Raw genomic sequence first — 14,598 nt, 5'->3', positions numbered from 1 at the left:
TCCCGCGCGCGACGCGCCAGGCCGCGGCGCGATGGCGCGTTTCATCAAGCTTGGCTAATGTGGCCGTCGGTTCCGCCCATCCCAACTTCGTGTGGAGACAGACACCATGAGCACCACCAGCAGCCTGCTGATCCAGAAGGACGAACTCTCGTCCACGCGCCTGCACACCGCCGTCGACCAGCCGCTCGCCGAGGGCGAAGTGCGCGTGCGCATCGATGCGTTCGCGCTCACCTCGAACAACATCACCTACGCCGCGTTCGGCGATGCGATGAGCTACTGGCAGTTCTTCCCGACCGGCGAAGACGCCTGGGGCTGCATCCCCGTGTGGGGCTTCGCGCGCGTGGTGCAGTCGCTGCATCCGGGCGTGGCCGTGGGCGAGCGGCTCTATGGTTACTGGCCGATGGCGACGGGCGCGGTGCTGAGGCCCGAGCGTCTCTCGGCCGAGCGCTTCACCGATGGCGCAGCGCACCGCACCGCGCTGCCTGCCGTCTACAACCAGTACTTCCGCTGCAACGCCGACCCGCTCTACACGGCCGAGACTGAAGACATCCAGGCGCTGCTGCGACCGCTCTACATCACCTCGTGGCTGATCGACGACTTCATGGCCGACAACGCCTTCTTCGGCGCAAAAACCATGCTGCTGTCGAGCGCATCGAGCAAGACCGCCTACGGCACCGCGTTCCAGCTGCACCAGCGCGAGGGCATCGAGGTGATCGGCCTCACTTCGCCAGGCAACGTGGCCTTCTGCGAGAGCCTGGGCTGCTACCACCGCGTGCTCACCTACGACGCGCTCGACACGCTCGCGGCCGACACCGAACTGGTCTACGTCGACTTCGCGGGCGACGGGCCGCTGCGCAGCGCAGTCCACGAACGCTTTGCGAACCTGAAGTACAGCTGCTCGATCGGCGGCACGCACCTGGAGCAGCTCGCGGCAAAGGGCGCGGGCAAGAACCTCTCGGGGCCGCGCGCCACGCTGTTCTTCGCACCGGCGCAGATCAAGAAGCGCACCGGCGAATGGGGTGCCGACGAATTCGGCCGCCGCCTCGTGGCCGCCTGGCAGGCCTTCATCGCCACAGTGGGCGATGCGAGGAATCCGTGGCTGCGCGTGTCGCACCACGTCGGCGCCGAGGCCGTGCAAGCGGCCTACGCACAGGTGCTGGCCGGAAAGGGCGACCCGCGCAGCGGACACATCCTGTCGTTGCAGGAGCCCGCGGGCAGACACTGAGCCTGCCGGCAACGCGGGGTAGCGACAATCGCCGCATGACCCCTTCTTCTTCCGACGCGCCCGCCAACACCCATCCCTACGAGAACCTCACGCCCGACGTGGTGCTCGACGCGCTGGCAACGCTCGGCCTGCACGGCGACGGGCGGCTCACCACGCTCAACTCCTACGAGAACCGGGTCTACCAGGTGTTCCTGGAACAGCCGGCCGCGCACCCGGCGGTGGTGGTCAAGTTCTACCGTCCCGAGCGCTGGAGCGAGGCCGAGATCCTCGAAGAGCACGCCTTCTCGCTCGAACTGGCCGCGGCCGAGGTGCCCGCGGTGGCGCCATTGGCCTTCGACGGCACCACGCTGCACCGCCACGGCGGCTTTGCCTTCAGCGTGAGCCCCTACCGCGGCGGGCGCTCGCCCGAGCTCGACGACTTCGAGGTGCTCGAATGGGTCGGGCGCTTCCTCGCGCGCATCCATACCGTGGGGAGCGCCACGCCCTTCGCGGCGCGGCCTGCGCTCGACCTGCAGACCTTCGGCACCGCCTCGCGCGACTGGCTGCTCGGCAACGACAAGATCCCGCTCGACGTGCAGCGCGACTGGGAAAAGGCCTGCAACGACGCGCTTGACATGATCGCGGCCACGCCGCTCGCTACGGGCAGCAGCGCCGGGGCGGACGGGTTCCAGCCGCGCAAGCTGCGGCTGCACGGCGACGTGCATCCCGGCAACATCCTCTGGACACCCACCGACCGGCCCGGAGGCGGGCCGCATTTCGTCGACCTCGACGATGCGCGCACCGGCTTTGCCGTGCAGGACCTGTGGATGCTGCTGTCCGGCGAGCGCGCGCAGCGCACGGCGCAGCTGTCGGGCCTGCTCGACGGCTACGAACAGTTCCGCGAATTCGACCGCCGTGAACTCGCGCTGATTGAACCGCTGCGCACGCTGCGGCTCATCCATTACAGCGCCTGGCTCGCGCGCCGCTGGGAAGACCCGATCTTCCCCATCAACTTTCCGTGGTTCGGCTCGAGCGACTACTGGAAAGGCCAGATTCTCGTTCTGCAGGAGCAGTGCGAGCAAATGGCAGAAGAGCCCCTTTACGCCTGATCCGGCACGGCCTCGGCCACGCCCTCCAGCAGCCGCTCGGCCAGCAGGTTGACCGGCCCGCTGCGCCAGACGCCGTAGGCCTCCGACTGCGCGACCGCCCGGTCGAGCGGGCGGAACACCGCGCCGCGCAGCGCCGAATGCCGCATCGCCTGCGGCACCAGCGCCACGCCCAGGCCCTGCGACACCAGCGACACCACCGCGAGCCAGTGGCGCACCTCGTGCCGCACCTCGGGCTGGAAGCCGGCCTCGGCGCAGATCGACAGGATGCGCTCGTGGTAGTCGGGCGAGACCTCGCGCGAGAACAGCACGAAGGGCTGGTCGCGCAGGTCGGACGGCGCCAGCACGCGCTTGCGCGCCAGCGCGTGGCCCGAAGGCAGGCAGCAGACGAAGGGCTCGGCCAGCAGCAGCCGGTGCTGCAGTTCGGGCGGCATGCGGCTGGTGTGGACGAAGCCGAGGTCGAGCCGATCGTGCAGCAGCTCCGAGATCTGCATGCCCGAGTTGAGCTCTGCCAGCGTGATGCGCACCGCCGGATGCCGCGCCTGGAACGCGCGCAGCGCCTGCGGCAGGCCACGGTAGAGCATCGCGCCGACGAAGCCGATGCGCAGCCGCCCGGCAGAACCCGCAGCCACGTCGCGCGCCTCGAGCGCGGCCTCCTCGGCCTGGCGCAGCAGCCGCCGCGCCGAGGCGCGCAGCGCATCGCCCGCGGGCGTGAGGCGCACCTCCTTGCTGTTGCGCTCGAACAGCCGCGCACCCACCGACGCTTCGAGCTGGCGGATCGCCACCGACAGCGGCGGCTGCGAAATCGCCAGCCGACGCGCGGCGCGCCCGAAGTGCAGCTCTTCGGCAAGCACGGAAAAGTAGCGCAGGTGGCGGAGTTCCATGAATAGGCAGATCGAATCGAACAAGACCAATTCGATATTAGACACGGATCGTCGCGGCGCCAACAATGCGGCGAAACAGGAGACACGACGCATGGTCCAGAACGACGACACCGCCGCCGCCGCCCACCCGATCCCCGACCGCCACGGCCAGAACCTCTTCAGCACCGACACCGAGCTGCATGGGCTGCTCGCGCTGTATCTGCCGCCCGACCTACTTGCGCACATGCGCCCGCATTTCGAGCGCCTGGGCGGCCTCGCAGGCGGCACGCTCGACGAATTGGCGAGCACCGCCGACCGCAACCCGCCCACGCTGAAGCAGCGCACGCGCACCGGGCTCGACGAGCAGGCCATCGTCAAGCATCCGGCCTACGTCGAGATGGAGCGGCTCGCGCTGAGCGAGTTCGGCCTGGCCGCGATCTCGCACCGCGACGACACGCTGGGCTGGAAAGGCAAGATGCCGCCGCTCGTCAAGTACGCGCTGACCTACCTGTTCGTGCAGGCCGAGTTCGGCCTGTGCTGCCCGGTCTCGATGACCGACTCGCTCACGCGCACGCTGAAGAAGTTCGGCGAGCCCTCGCTGGTGGCGCGGTATCTGCCGCGCCTCACCTCGCTCGACTTCGACGAACTCGCGCAGGGCGCAATGTTCATGACCGAGCAGGCCGCGGGTTCCGACATCGCGGCCACCGCCACGGTGGCGCGCCGCACGGGCGACGGCAGCTGGCGCCTCACGGGCGACAAGTGGTTCTGTTCGAACCCCGACGCCGACTTCGCGATGGTGCTCGCACGCGCCGAAGACGGCGCGCCCGGCATGAAAGGCGTGTCGCTGTTCCTCTTGCCGCGCGGGCTCGACGACGGCCGCCTCAACCACTACCGCATCATCCGCCTGAAGGACAAGCTCGGCACGCGCTCGATGGCGAGCGGCGAGATCCGGCTCGAGGGCGCGGTCGCGTACCTGGTGGGCGAAGAAGGCCGCGGCTTCGTGCAGATGGCCGACATGGTCAACAACTCGCGGCTGTCGAACGGCGTGCGCGCCGCGGGCCTGATGCGCCGTGCGGTGGCCGAGGCCGAGTACATCGCCGCCGAGCGCCGCGCCTTCGGCCGCACGCTCGCGCAGATGCCGTTGATGCAGCGCCAACTCGACAAGCTGCGCGTGCCGACCGAACAGGCGCGCACCATGGTGTGCCAGACCGCGCAGGCGCTCGCGCGCTCCGACGCCGGCGAGCCCGACGCCTACGCGCTGCTGCGCATCCTCACGCCGCTCATCAAGTTCCGCGCCTGCCGCGATGCGCGCAAGGTCACGGGCGATGCGATGGAAGTGCGCGGCGGCTGCGGCTACATCGAGGAATGGAGCGATCCGCGGCTGCTGCGCGATGCGCACCTGGGCTCGATCTGGGAAGGCACGAGCAACATCGTGGCGCTCGACGTGATCCGCGCCGTCAAGCGCGAGGGCTCGCTGCCGGTGCTGCGCGCGCACTGCGAGTCGCTGCTCGCCGATGCGGCGCTCGCGCCCGCCTTCGCCGAGGCGCTGCGCGATGCGCTCGCGCGCGCCGCCGCACTCGCCGAGACCGCCGCACGCGACGGCGGCGAGGCGCTGGCCCGCCAGGCGGCCTCGGCGCTCTATCACTGCACCAGCGCCACCGCGATGGCCTGGGAGGCCGCCCGCACCGGCTCGGCCGACCGCCTGCGCTGGGCACAGCTTGCGCTGCTGCACCGCGTGCTGCCGCGCGACCCGCTCGCGCCCGATGCGGTGCCGGCCGGCTGGAACGCCTGAACAACGCACGCAACAGAACACATCAAACCCAACGGAGACCACCTTGCGCCCCCTCTTTCCCCTTCTCTTTTCCGCCGCGGCCTGCACGCTGATGCTGGCCGCCGCGCCGGCCGCCGCCCAGTCCGGCGACGCCTTTCCGTCCAAGCCTGTCACGCTGGTGGTGCCCTTCCCGCCCGGCGGCCCGACCGATGCCATGGCACGCACGCTCGCGGCCGAGATGAAGGACCGCCTGGGCCAGCCGATGATCGTGGAGAACCGCGCCGGTGCCGGCGGCAACATCGGCGCCGACCACGTGGCGCGCGCCGAGCCCGACGGCCAGACGCTGCTGTTCGGCACCTCGGGGCCGCTTGCGATCAATTCGAGCCTGTACCGCAAGATCAGCTACGACCCGATCAAGAGCTTCGCGCCGGTGATCCAGGTCGGCCACCTGCCGAACATCCTGGTGGTGCACCCGAGCGTGCCCGCGAAGAACGTGCAGGAGCTCGTGGCGTACGCCAAGGCCAACCCCGCCAAGCTCAGCTATGCCTCGTCGGGCAACGGTGCGTCGTCGCACCTCGCGGGCGTGCTGTTCAACTCGGTGGCCGGCACCGACCTGCTGCACGTGCCGTACAAGGGCACCGGCCCGGCGCTCAACGACCTGCTCGGCGGCCAGGTGCAGATGACCTTCACCGACATCCTCACCGCACTGCCGTACGTGAAGACCGGCAAGCTGCGCGCGTTGGGCGTGGCCACGGCCGCGCGTTCGCAGGCACTGCCCGACGTGCCGACGATCGCCGAGCAGGGCTACAAGGGCTATGACGTGAGCGTGTTCTTCGGCATCGTCGCGCCGGCCGGCACGCCCGCGGACCGCGTCACCAAGCTCAACCAGGCGTTCGCCGAGGTGCTGAACTCGCCCAAGGTCAAGCAGATGTTCGCGGCGCAGGGGCTCGAGCCGGCACCGGATACCTCGCCGCAGCAGCTGGCCCGCTTCATTGCGAGCGAGTCGGTGAAGTGGAAGGGTGTGGTGAAGCAGTCGGGGGCGCAGCTGGATTGATTTGACCGTTGCGGTTCAGGGCGCGATGTCGCCGACGGTGGGCGCCCGGCGTGCGGAGGGAGTACCCGGTGGCCTGCGCACGCACCCCGAACAGCAGCCTGAAAGACAGCAATCACAAGACATGGAGCAAACAATGACCCCGCCTCCCGGCGCCCTCACCGGCATCCGCGTCCTCGACATCTCGCGCATCCTCGGCGGCCCCTACTGCGGCCAGATCCTGGGCGACCATGGCGCCGACGTGCTCAAGATCGAGCCCCCGCAGGGCGACGACACGCGCACCTGGGGCCCGCCCTTCAAGGACGGCGTGGCGTCGTACTACCACGGCCTCAACCGCAACAAGCGCGTGCAGCACCTCGACCTTTCCACCGACGAAGGCCGCGAGGCGCTGCTCGCGCTCGTGGCCGAGGCCGACGTGCTGATCGAGAACTTCAAGGCCGGCACCATGGAACGCTGGGACATCGGCTTCGACACGCTCTCGCATCGTTTCCCGCGCCTCGTGTGGTGCCGCGTCTCGGGCTTCGGCACCGACGGCCCGCTCGGCGCGCTGCCGGGCTACGACGCCGCCGTGCAGGCCATGACCGGCATCATGAGCATCAACGGCGAGGCCGAGGGCGGTCCATTGCGCGTCGGGCTGCCGGTGGTCGACATGGTCACCGGGCTCAATGCCGTGATCGGCGTGCTGCTCGCGCTGCAGGAGCGCCAGCGCAGCGGCCGCGGGCAGCTGGTGGAGGCGGCGCTCTACGACAGCGGCCTCTCGCTGCTGCATCCGCATGCGGCCAACTGGTTCATGGACGGCACCGCCCCGCGGCGCACCGGCAATGCGCATCCGAACATCTATCCCTACGACGCGCTCGCCACCGGCACCGACCCGGTGTTCGTGGCCGTGGGCAACGACCGGCAGTTCGCGAGCCTGTGCCGCTGCATCGGCCTGCCCGCACTGGCCGACGATCCGCTCTACAGCACGGCCGGCGCGCGCTCGGTGCACCGCGACGGGCTCAAGCAGCAGCTCGAGGCGGCCATGGCCGCCTTCGACGGGCGCGTGCTGGTCGACCAGCTCATGGCCGCCGGCGTGCCCGCCGCGCCCGTGCTGCCGGTGGACGCCGCGCTCACGCATCCGCACACGGCGCATCGCGGCATGGTGGTGGAGATGGAGGGCGGCTACCGCGGCATCGGGGCGCCCGTGAAGCTCGGCCGCACGCCGGCCAGCTACCGCCACGCGCCGCTCACGCCGGGCGAGCGGTTCTTGCCGAAAACTGAAGAAGACGCTTAGTCAGCCGTCAGGGCGCGACCGGGTTGCCGGGGGTGGCGGCATTCCAGGCCGGCGCGGCACCGGTCGATACGCGCCGCACCACCACCGGCTGCACCGGCGCCGCCGCGCGGGGTGCGGCGTACGGGTTGTGCAGCACCACGCTCTTGCCAACGCCCACGCCGGTACCGACCGGCCCGACGCCGACCCCCACGCCGGCACTGGCCGAGCCGGTCACGGCGCCGTTGTCGTGCAGCGCCACACCCGCGCCGAGCGGGCCCCAGCCGGTGTTGAGCCCGACCGAGAAGTTGCCGTCCTTGGTGGCGCCAAGGCCCAGCGAGAGCCCGGGCACCAGCGGAATGCCGAGGCTGTAGTGCGAACAGCCGCCCACCAGGAGCAATGGCATCAGCGCCGCCGCGAAGGCAGCGGCTGCACGCCCGCCGGTGCGCGGCCGGGGCGTCACACCAGAAGCGCGTTGACGCGCCGCACGTAGGCGGCCGGGTCGGCCGGGAGCCCGCCTTCGGCCAGCAGCGCCTGGTCGAACAGGATGTGGGCCAGGTCGTCGAAGTGCGCCGAGCCTTCGAGCTTCTTCACCAGCGCATGGTCGGCGTTGACTTCGAGCACGGGCTTCAGGTCGGGCGCGGGCTGGCCGGCCTGCTTGAGCATGCGCGCGAGCTGCGTGCTCATGCCGCCGTCCTGCACCACCAGGCAGGCCGGCGAGTCGACCAGGCGCGTGGTCACGCGCACATCTTCGGCCTTGTCCTTGAGCGCTTCCTTGAGCTTCTCGAGCATCGGCTTGAACGATTCGGCCGCTTCCTCGGCGGCCTTCTTCTCGGTCTCGTCCTGCAGCTTGCCGAGGTCGACCGCGCCCTTGGCCACGCTCTGCAACGGCGTGCCGTCGAATTCGGTCAGGTAGTTCAGCGCCCACTCGTCGACGCGGTCGGTCATCAGCAGCACCTCGATGCCCTTCTTCTTGAAGACCTCGAGCTGCGGGCTGTTCTTGGCGGCGGCCAGGTTGTCGGCCGTGATGTAGTAGATCGCGTCCTGGCCTTCCTTCATGCGCGCCTTGTAGTCGGCAAAGCTCACGGTCACCCCATCGGTGGTGGTCGAGGCAAAGCGCAGCAGCTTGGCGATGCGGTCGCGGTTGGCGAAGTCTTCGCCCAGGCCTTCCTTCAGCACCGAGCCGAACTCGGCATAGAAGCTGGCGTACTTGCCCGCTGCCTTGGCGTACTCGACGGCGGCTTCGGCGGCCGGCGTGGCGTTCTTGTCGACCACGTCGCTGACATCGTTCAGCCCCTCCGTCGGCTCGGGCGCGGGCACCGATTCGCCCGAGCCCACGTCGATCTTGCCCTCGGCGGCTTCAGGACTGGTCTCCTGCTTCTTGGCCAGGTCTTCGAGCATGCCCAGCACGCGCTTGGTGCTGCCTTCGCGGATCGCCTTCACGTCGCGGCTTTCCTGCAGCAGCTCGCGGCTCACGTTGAGCGGCAGGTCGGACGAGTCGATCACGCCCTTCACGAAGCGCAGGTAGCTCGGCATCAGCGCCTCGGCGTCGTCCATGATGAAGACGCGCTTCACGTAGAGCTTGACGCCCGCGCCCTTGTCGCGGTTCCACAGGTCGAACGGGGCCTTCGAGGGAATGTAGAGCAGCTGCGTGTACTCGGTGCTGCCCTCGACGCGGTTGTGGCTCCAGGCGAGCGGCGGCTCGAAGTCGTGGCTGATGGTCTTGTAGAACTCTTCGTACTGCTCGGGCGTGATGTCCTTCTTGGCGCGGCTCCACAGCGCGTTGGCCTTGTTGACCGTTTCCCATTCGCCGGTCTTGACCATGTCGCCGGGCTGGTCGTTCTCGCCTTCCTTCCACTCCTCCTTCTCCATGAGGATGGGCAGCGAGATGTGGTCGGAGTACTTGCCGACGATCTGCTTGAGCTTCCAGGCGTTGAGGTATTCGTCGGCGTCGTCGCGCAGGTGCAGCGTGATGCTGGTGCCGCGCTCGGCGCGCGTGATGTCGTCGACCTCGAAGTCGCCCGCGCCGCCGCTCGTCCAGCGCACGCCCTGCTCGGGCGGGAGGCCCGCGCGGCGCGACTCGACCATGATCTTGTCGGCCACGATGAAGCCCGAATAGAAGCCCACGCCGAACTGGCCGATGAGCTGTGCGTCGGCCTTCTGGTCGCCGCTGAGCTTGCTCACGAAGTCCTTGGTGCCGCTCTTGGCGATGGTGCCGAGGTTGTCGATGGCTTCCTGGCGCGACAGGCCGATGCCGCGGTCGGCGATGGTGATGGTGCGCGCGGCCTTGTCGAACGAAAGGCGCACGTCGAGCTGGGGCTGGTCTTCGTACAGGTCAGGCTGGTCGATGGCCTCGAAGCGCAGCTTGTCGCAGGCGTCCGATGCATTCGAGATCAGCTCGCGCAGGAAGATTTCCTTGTTGGAGTACAGCGCATGCGTCACGAGGTGCAGCAGTTGCGCGACTTCAGCCTGGAATGGGAGTTTTGTATGGGAGGAATCAGCCATGGAAGTGATGAGTATCGAAGCCAAAAAATTCTAAGCCGTGCGGCGTCCGCGCCGCCCGGCCTGCCAACTCTGCGAATTGGGGCCGGTGCATCGGATCACAAGGGCTGCGCCGCATGCCAACTGGTCGTCAGTTCATCGAAAAACCGTCGAATTGTGAACATATTCCGTTCACTGCAAAAAGATTTAACACCTGTCGTCTCCCCTCCCTAGAATCCGCCCGCGCCCGGAGGGGACGCAGGCATTCATCAACATTCGAGGAGAAGAAAAACGTGGAACATAGCACCTACAAAAAGTGGTCGGCGGAGTTCATAGGTACTTTCTGGCTCACGCTCGGCGGCTGCGGCAGCGCGGTGCTGGCGGCGGGTTTTCCGGAACTGGGCATCGGGTTCCTCGGCGTCTCGCTCGCGTTCGGCCTCACGGTGGTGACCGGTGCCTACGCGCTCGGGCCGATCTCGGGCGCGCACTTCAACCCTGCGGTGTCGATCGGCCTCGCAGCCGCGGGGCGCTTCCAGGCCTCGCAGCTCGCGGGCTACATCGTGGCGCAGGTGCTCGGTGCCATCGCGGCCGCGGGCGTGCTGTACCTGATCGCCACCGGCAAGCCCGGCGCCGAGATCGGCGGCTTCGCGACCAACGGCTTCGGCGAGCACTCGCCCGGCAAGTACGGCATGACCGCCGCGCTGGTCTGCGAAGTGGTGCTGACCGCGGTGTTCCTGATCGTGATCCTCGGCGCCACGGCCAAGCGCGCGGCCGGTGGCTTCGCGGGCCTGGCCATCGGCCTGTGCCTGACGCTGATCCACCTGATCTCGATCCCCGTGACCAACACCTCGGTCAACCCGGCGCGCAGCACCGGCCCGGCGCTGTTCGGGCCGTCGTATGCGGTGTCGGAGCTGTGGCTGTTCTGGGTCGCGCCGATCGCCGGCGCGGTCATCGGCGCGGTGATCTACCGCGCGCTGTTCGCCAGCCAGGACGACTGACCGACCGGCCCCGGGCTGGGCCGGGGCTCAGAACTTCTCGTGCGGTGCAAGGTAGCGCCACTGCCCCACGGGCAGGTTGCCGAGCATCACCTTGCCGATGCGCACGCGCTTGAGGCCCACCACCTTCAGGCCGACCAGCTCACACATGCGGCGGATCTGGCGCTTCTTGCCCTCGGTGAGCACGAAGCGCAGCTGCTCGGGGTTCTGCCACTCGACCCGCGCCGGCTTGAGCTGCTGGCCGTCCAGGCTCAGGCCGTGGCGCAGCCGGGCGAGCATGGCGGGCGGAAACACCGCCTGCACATTGCTGGTGACCGGGTCGTCGTCGTCCAGGCGCACCAGCTGCCCGGTGGGCGCGGGCTGGCCGAGGCCGTGCCAGGCCACGCGCACCAGGTATTCCTTCTCCATCACCGAGTCTTCGCCGATCAGCTGGCGCGCGATGCGCCCGTCCTGCGTCATCACGAGCAGGCCGGTCGAATCGATGTCGAGCCGCCCGCAGGGCGCCAGGCCACGCAACTGCTGCGGGCTGAAGAAGAAGCGGGTGTTGTCCTCGGCCCAGCGGTTGGGCGGCGTGAACAGCGTGACCGCCGGCTCGTGCCCGTCTTCGGCCTGCGCGCTCACATAGCCGATGGGCTTGTGGATCAGGATGGTGACCTGGTTCGCCTGCTGGCCCTTGGCCGCCTTGTCGACCTCGATGCGGTCGGACGGCGTGACCTTCACGCCCATCTCGGCCGGCTTGCCGTTGACGCGCACCCAGCCCTGGGCAATCCAGTCGTCGGCCTCGCGGCGCGAGCACATGCCGAGTTCGGCCATGCGTTTGTTGAGGCGGACGGGTGCGGCGGCGGTGTCGGTCATGTCGCGGCATTTTCGCCCATGGGCGATGTCCCCCGGATGTGTCGCATTGCATCGCCATAATGCGCCCGAAACCGCATGACCAAAATCCTGATCCTCAGTGTGAGCGCCGGCAATGGCCATGTGCGTGCCGCGCAAGCCCTCGAAGCCGCCGTGCAGGCGGCGCCGCCGCACAGCGCGGTCCACATCGACGCGATGGCGCATGTGACGGCCGGTTTTCGCAAGGTGTACACCGACTGGTACCTCCAGCTGGTGAACCGCGCGCCCGACCTGTGGTCGTACCTGCACCAGCGCACCGACGCCACGCCGCACCATGCGCTGTCGCAGCGGCTGCGCCGGGGCATCGAGCGGCTGAGCACGGTCGCGCTGGCGCGCGAGCTGCACCGCGAGAAGCCCGGCGCGGTGATCTGCACGCACTTCCTGCCGGCCGAGCTGCTGATGCGCGAGCGCAACCGCGGCCGCATCGACTGCCCAGTGTGGCTGCAGATCACCGACTACGACCTGCACAACATGTGGCTGGTACCGGGCATGACGGGCTATCTGGCCGCCACCGACGAGGTGGCTTTTCGGCTGAGTGCGCGCGGCATTCCGCCCGAGCGCATCCATGTGACGGGCATTCCGGTGATGCCGGGCTTCTCGGGGACGGAGGCATTGGCGCGCGACGCCTCGGTCGCGGCGCTCGGGCTCGATCCTGCGCGGCCGGTGTTGCTGATGGCATCGGGCGGGGCCGGCGTGGGCGACCTGCCGAGCATGGTCGAGCGCGTGCTGGGGCTCGGCGGCGACAACGGCGACAGAGGCTTTCAAGTGATCGCCGTCGCCGGCCGCAATGCCGAGGCGCATGCCCGGCTGCAGGCGCTGGCCGCGCGGCACCCGGGGCGCGTGGCCGCCATCGGCTTCACGAGCGAGATGCACCGGCTCATGGCCGCGGCCGACCTCGTGGTGACCAAGCCCGGCGGCCTCACGGTGTCGGAATGCCTGGCGCTCGGCAAGCCGATGCTGCTGATCTCGCCGATCCCGGGACAGGAAGAACACAACGCCGGCTTCCTGATGGAAGAAGGCGCGGCCTGGCTCGCCTACGACGCGATCGGCCTCGACTACAAGGTGGCGCGGCTCATGGCCGATCCATCCCGGCTCGCGGCCATGGCCGCGCGCAGCCGCGCGCTCGGCAAGCCGCACGCGGCTGCCGCCGTGCTGCGCCACGTGCTGGGCGCCCGGGCCAGCGACGACGACCAATGAACCCCATGCACAGCAAAAGCAGCAACAGCACCGCCCTGGAAAAGACGGGCATCGCCCGCACGATCGGCTATCTCGCCTGGGTCGTCGTGATGGCCTTCTTCTTCGCCAATGCCGAGATCCAGATCGAAGGCGGCGCGGGCTGGGCCACGTCGCTGCCGACCTGGCGCATCGAGAACAGCATCTGGCTCGACCTGTTCTGGGGCGGCCGCGCGATGACGGGCTACCACGCCTGGGTGTTCACCTTCATGGCGCTGGTGTTCTTCGCGCCGCTGGCCTTCAACGGCCGCTGGACCTGGCGCGACGCGGGGCTGGCGGTCGTGGGCCTGATCGTGTTCTGGGTCTGCGAAGACTTCCTCTGGTTCATGATCAACCCGGCCTTCGGCTGGGAACGCTTCAACCCGGTCGATGCGTCCTGGCACAAGCACTGGCTGTGGGGCGCGCCGGTGGACTACTGGGGCGGGCTGGCGGTGGCGCTGGTCATCCTGGTGGTGCGGCACCGGCCGCGGCGCGCGGCCTCCGGGGTGTCCTGAAGGCGCCTGCAGCGAGCGCGGGCCGCTCCTATACTGGCCGCCCCGTGGCCCTGGGCCACGACAACCAAGGGCTCTTCCATGGCACTGCAACTGCGCTCGCTCATCCGCGCCAACGGCGAACTCGAACTCTCGCTGCACGACGAACCCATTCCCGAACCGCAGCCGCACGAGGTGGTGATCCGCATCGAGGCTTCGCCGATGAATCCGTCGGACCTCGGCCTGCTGTTCGGCGCGGCCGACATGGGCACGGCCAAGGCTTCGGGCACGCCCGACCGGCCGGTCGTCACAGCCACGGTACCCGAGCGCGCGATGCCCGCGATGGCCGGGCGGCTCGACCAGTCGATGCCGGTCGGCAACGAAGGCGCGGGCGTGGTGGTCAAGGCCGGTGCATCGCCCGCGGCGCAGGCGCTGATGGGCAAGACGGTGGCGGCCATCGGCGGCGCGATGTATGCGCAGTACCGCGCGGTGGCCGCGGCCCAGTGCCTGGCGCTGCCCGAGGGCACGGCACCGGCCGAAGGCGCATCCTGCTTCGTGAACCCGCTGACCTCGCTCGGCATGGTCGAGACGATGCGCCGCGAAGGGCACAAGGCGCTGGTGCACACCGCGGCGGCCTCCAACCTCGGGCAGATGCTCAATCGCATCTGCCAGAAGGACGGCATCGCGCTGGTCAACATCGTGCGCAAGCCCGAGCAAGAGGCGCTGCTGCGCGGCATGGGCGCGAAGTACGTGTGCAGCACGGGCTCGCCGACCTTCATCGAAGACCTGACGCAGGCGCTGGTCGAGACCGGCGCCACGCTGGCGTTCGACGCCACGGGCGGCGGCAAGCTCGCGGGCCAGATCCTCGGCTGCATGGAAGCGGCGCTCAACCGCACGGCCAAGGAATACAGCCGCTACGGCTCGACCACGCACAAGCAGGTCTACATCTACGGCGGCCTCGACCGCGGGCCGACGGAGTTCGTGCGCAACTTCGGCATGGCCTGGGGCATGGGCGGGTGGCTGCTGTTTCCGTTCCTGCAGAAGATCGGCGACGAAGGTGCTGCGCGGCTCAAGGCGCGCGTGGTGGCCGAGTTGAAGACCACGTTCGCGAGCCGCTACACGCGCGAGGTGTCGCTGCACGAGGCGCTGCGGCTCGATGCGATTGCGGTGTATGCGAAGCAGGCTACGGGGGAGAAGTTTCTGCTGGTGCCTAACAAGGGCTTGAACTGACCTTTGGCTGTTTGGAGAGCGCGCCCGGCATGCGGTACGGCGCTTGTCGAGTGT

Annotated in this window: 13 protein-coding genes; 9 read left to right on the top strand and 4 right to left on the bottom strand. The window is 69.1% G+C overall.

All coding sequences use genetic code 11. From position 1 onward, the window contains the following. Positions 1-106 precede the first annotated feature (106 nt). Together AC3A6J_RS16515 and AC3A6J_RS16510 are read left to right on the top strand one after the other, a co-directional pair. The gene (locus AC3A6J_RS16515) at positions 107-1,225 is read left to right on the top strand and encodes a DUF2855 family protein (RefSeq protein WP_487861043.1); all 1,119 of its coding nucleotides are present in this window, start codon (positions 107-109) and stop codon (positions 1,223-1,225) included. 35 nt (positions 1,226-1,260) lie between these two features. Further along, positions 1,261-2,313 carry a serine/threonine protein kinase gene (locus AC3A6J_RS16510; protein WP_487861042.1) on the top strand — a complete coding sequence of 351 codons (1,053 nt, stop codon included), beginning with the start codon at positions 1,261-1,263 and terminating at the stop codon, positions 2,311-2,313. Here AC3A6J_RS16510 and AC3A6J_RS16505 read toward each other — a convergent pair. After that, the gene (locus AC3A6J_RS16505) at positions 2,304-3,194 is read right to left on the bottom strand and encodes a LysR family transcriptional regulator (protein ID WP_487861041.1); all 891 of its coding nucleotides are present in this window, start codon (positions 3,192-3,194) and stop codon (positions 2,304-2,306) included. The two genes, AC3A6J_RS16510 and AC3A6J_RS16505, sit on opposite strands and share 10 nt — an antisense overlap. Before the next feature lie 91 nt (positions 3,195-3,285). Between AC3A6J_RS16505 and AC3A6J_RS16500 the strand changes: the two genes are divergently transcribed. The 3 genes from AC3A6J_RS16500 (at position 3,286) to AC3A6J_RS16490 (ending at position 7,268) form a co-directional block, all read left to right on the top strand. Then, on the top strand, positions 3,286-4,965 hold the full coding sequence (locus AC3A6J_RS16500) for an acyl-CoA dehydrogenase family protein (RefSeq protein WP_487861040.1): 1,680 nt from the start codon (positions 3,286-3,288) through the stop codon (positions 4,963-4,965). Positions 4,966-5,056: 91 nt separating this feature from the next. Continuing rightward, positions 5,057-5,998: a Bug family tripartite tricarboxylate transporter substrate binding protein gene (locus tag AC3A6J_RS16495; protein WP_487861095.1), complete on the top strand. Its 942-nt coding sequence runs from the start codon at positions 5,057-5,059 to the stop codon at positions 5,996-5,998. Between the two features lie 133 nt (positions 5,999-6,131). Beyond that, positions 6,132-7,268 carry a CaiB/BaiF CoA transferase family protein gene (locus tag AC3A6J_RS16490; protein WP_487861039.1) on the top strand — a complete coding sequence of 379 codons (1,137 nt, stop codon included), beginning with the start codon at positions 6,132-6,134 and terminating at the stop codon, positions 7,266-7,268. A gap of 7 nt (positions 7,269-7,275) precedes the next feature. On the opposite strand, the gene AC3A6J_RS16485 is transcribed toward AC3A6J_RS16490, so the two are convergent. Both AC3A6J_RS16485 and htpG read right to left on the bottom strand, forming a co-directional pair. Next, a complete protein-coding gene (locus tag AC3A6J_RS16485; protein ID WP_487861038.1) occupies positions 7,276-7,650 on the bottom strand; it encodes a hypothetical protein in 375 nt (124 codons plus the stop codon). Between the two features lie 53 nt (positions 7,651-7,703). Next, positions 7,704-9,749, bottom strand: coding sequence for a molecular chaperone HtpG (gene htpG / locus AC3A6J_RS16480; RefSeq protein WP_487861037.1), 2,046 nt, complete (start codon positions 9,747-9,749; stop codon positions 7,704-7,706). A gap of 269 nt (positions 9,750-10,018) precedes the next feature. Here htpG and aqpZ point away from each other — a divergent pair, with 269 nt between their 5' ends. Then, positions 10,019-10,723 carry an aquaporin Z gene (aqpZ, locus tag AC3A6J_RS16475; RefSeq protein WP_487861036.1) on the top strand — a complete coding sequence of 235 codons (705 nt, stop codon included), beginning with the start codon at positions 10,019-10,021 and terminating at the stop codon, positions 10,721-10,723. A 27-nt stretch (positions 10,724-10,750) separates the two neighbouring features. Here aqpZ and AC3A6J_RS16470 read toward each other — a convergent pair whose 3' ends face one another. Beyond that, a complete protein-coding gene (locus AC3A6J_RS16470; RefSeq protein WP_487861035.1) occupies positions 10,751-11,575 on the bottom strand; it encodes a pseudouridine synthase in 825 nt (274 codons plus the stop codon). Positions 11,576-11,650: 75 nt separating this feature from the next. Between AC3A6J_RS16470 and AC3A6J_RS16465 the strand changes: the two genes are divergently transcribed. From AC3A6J_RS16465 to AC3A6J_RS16455, 3 genes are all read left to right on the top strand, one after another. Next, the gene (locus AC3A6J_RS16465; protein ID WP_487861034.1) at positions 11,651-12,808 is read left to right on the top strand and encodes an MGDG synthase family glycosyltransferase; all 1,158 of its coding nucleotides are present in this window, start codon (positions 11,651-11,653) and stop codon (positions 12,806-12,808) included. A 5-nt stretch (positions 12,809-12,813) separates the two neighbouring features. Next, positions 12,814-13,338: a hypothetical protein gene (locus tag AC3A6J_RS16460; protein WP_487861033.1), complete on the top strand. Its 525-nt coding sequence runs from the start codon at positions 12,814-12,816 to the stop codon at positions 13,336-13,338. A gap of 78 nt (positions 13,339-13,416) precedes the next feature. Continuing rightward, positions 13,417-14,544: a zinc-binding dehydrogenase gene (locus AC3A6J_RS16455; RefSeq protein WP_487861032.1), complete on the top strand. Its 1,128-nt coding sequence runs from the start codon at positions 13,417-13,419 to the stop codon at positions 14,542-14,544. The last annotated feature ends 54 nt before the right edge of the window (positions 14,545-14,598 follow it).

It is taken from the genome of Variovorax sp. Soil_C_39, from assembly GCF_057656815.1.
The sequence above is the reverse complement of the archived record's forward strand: the minus strand, read 5'-3'. Positions and strand labels throughout refer to the sequence as shown.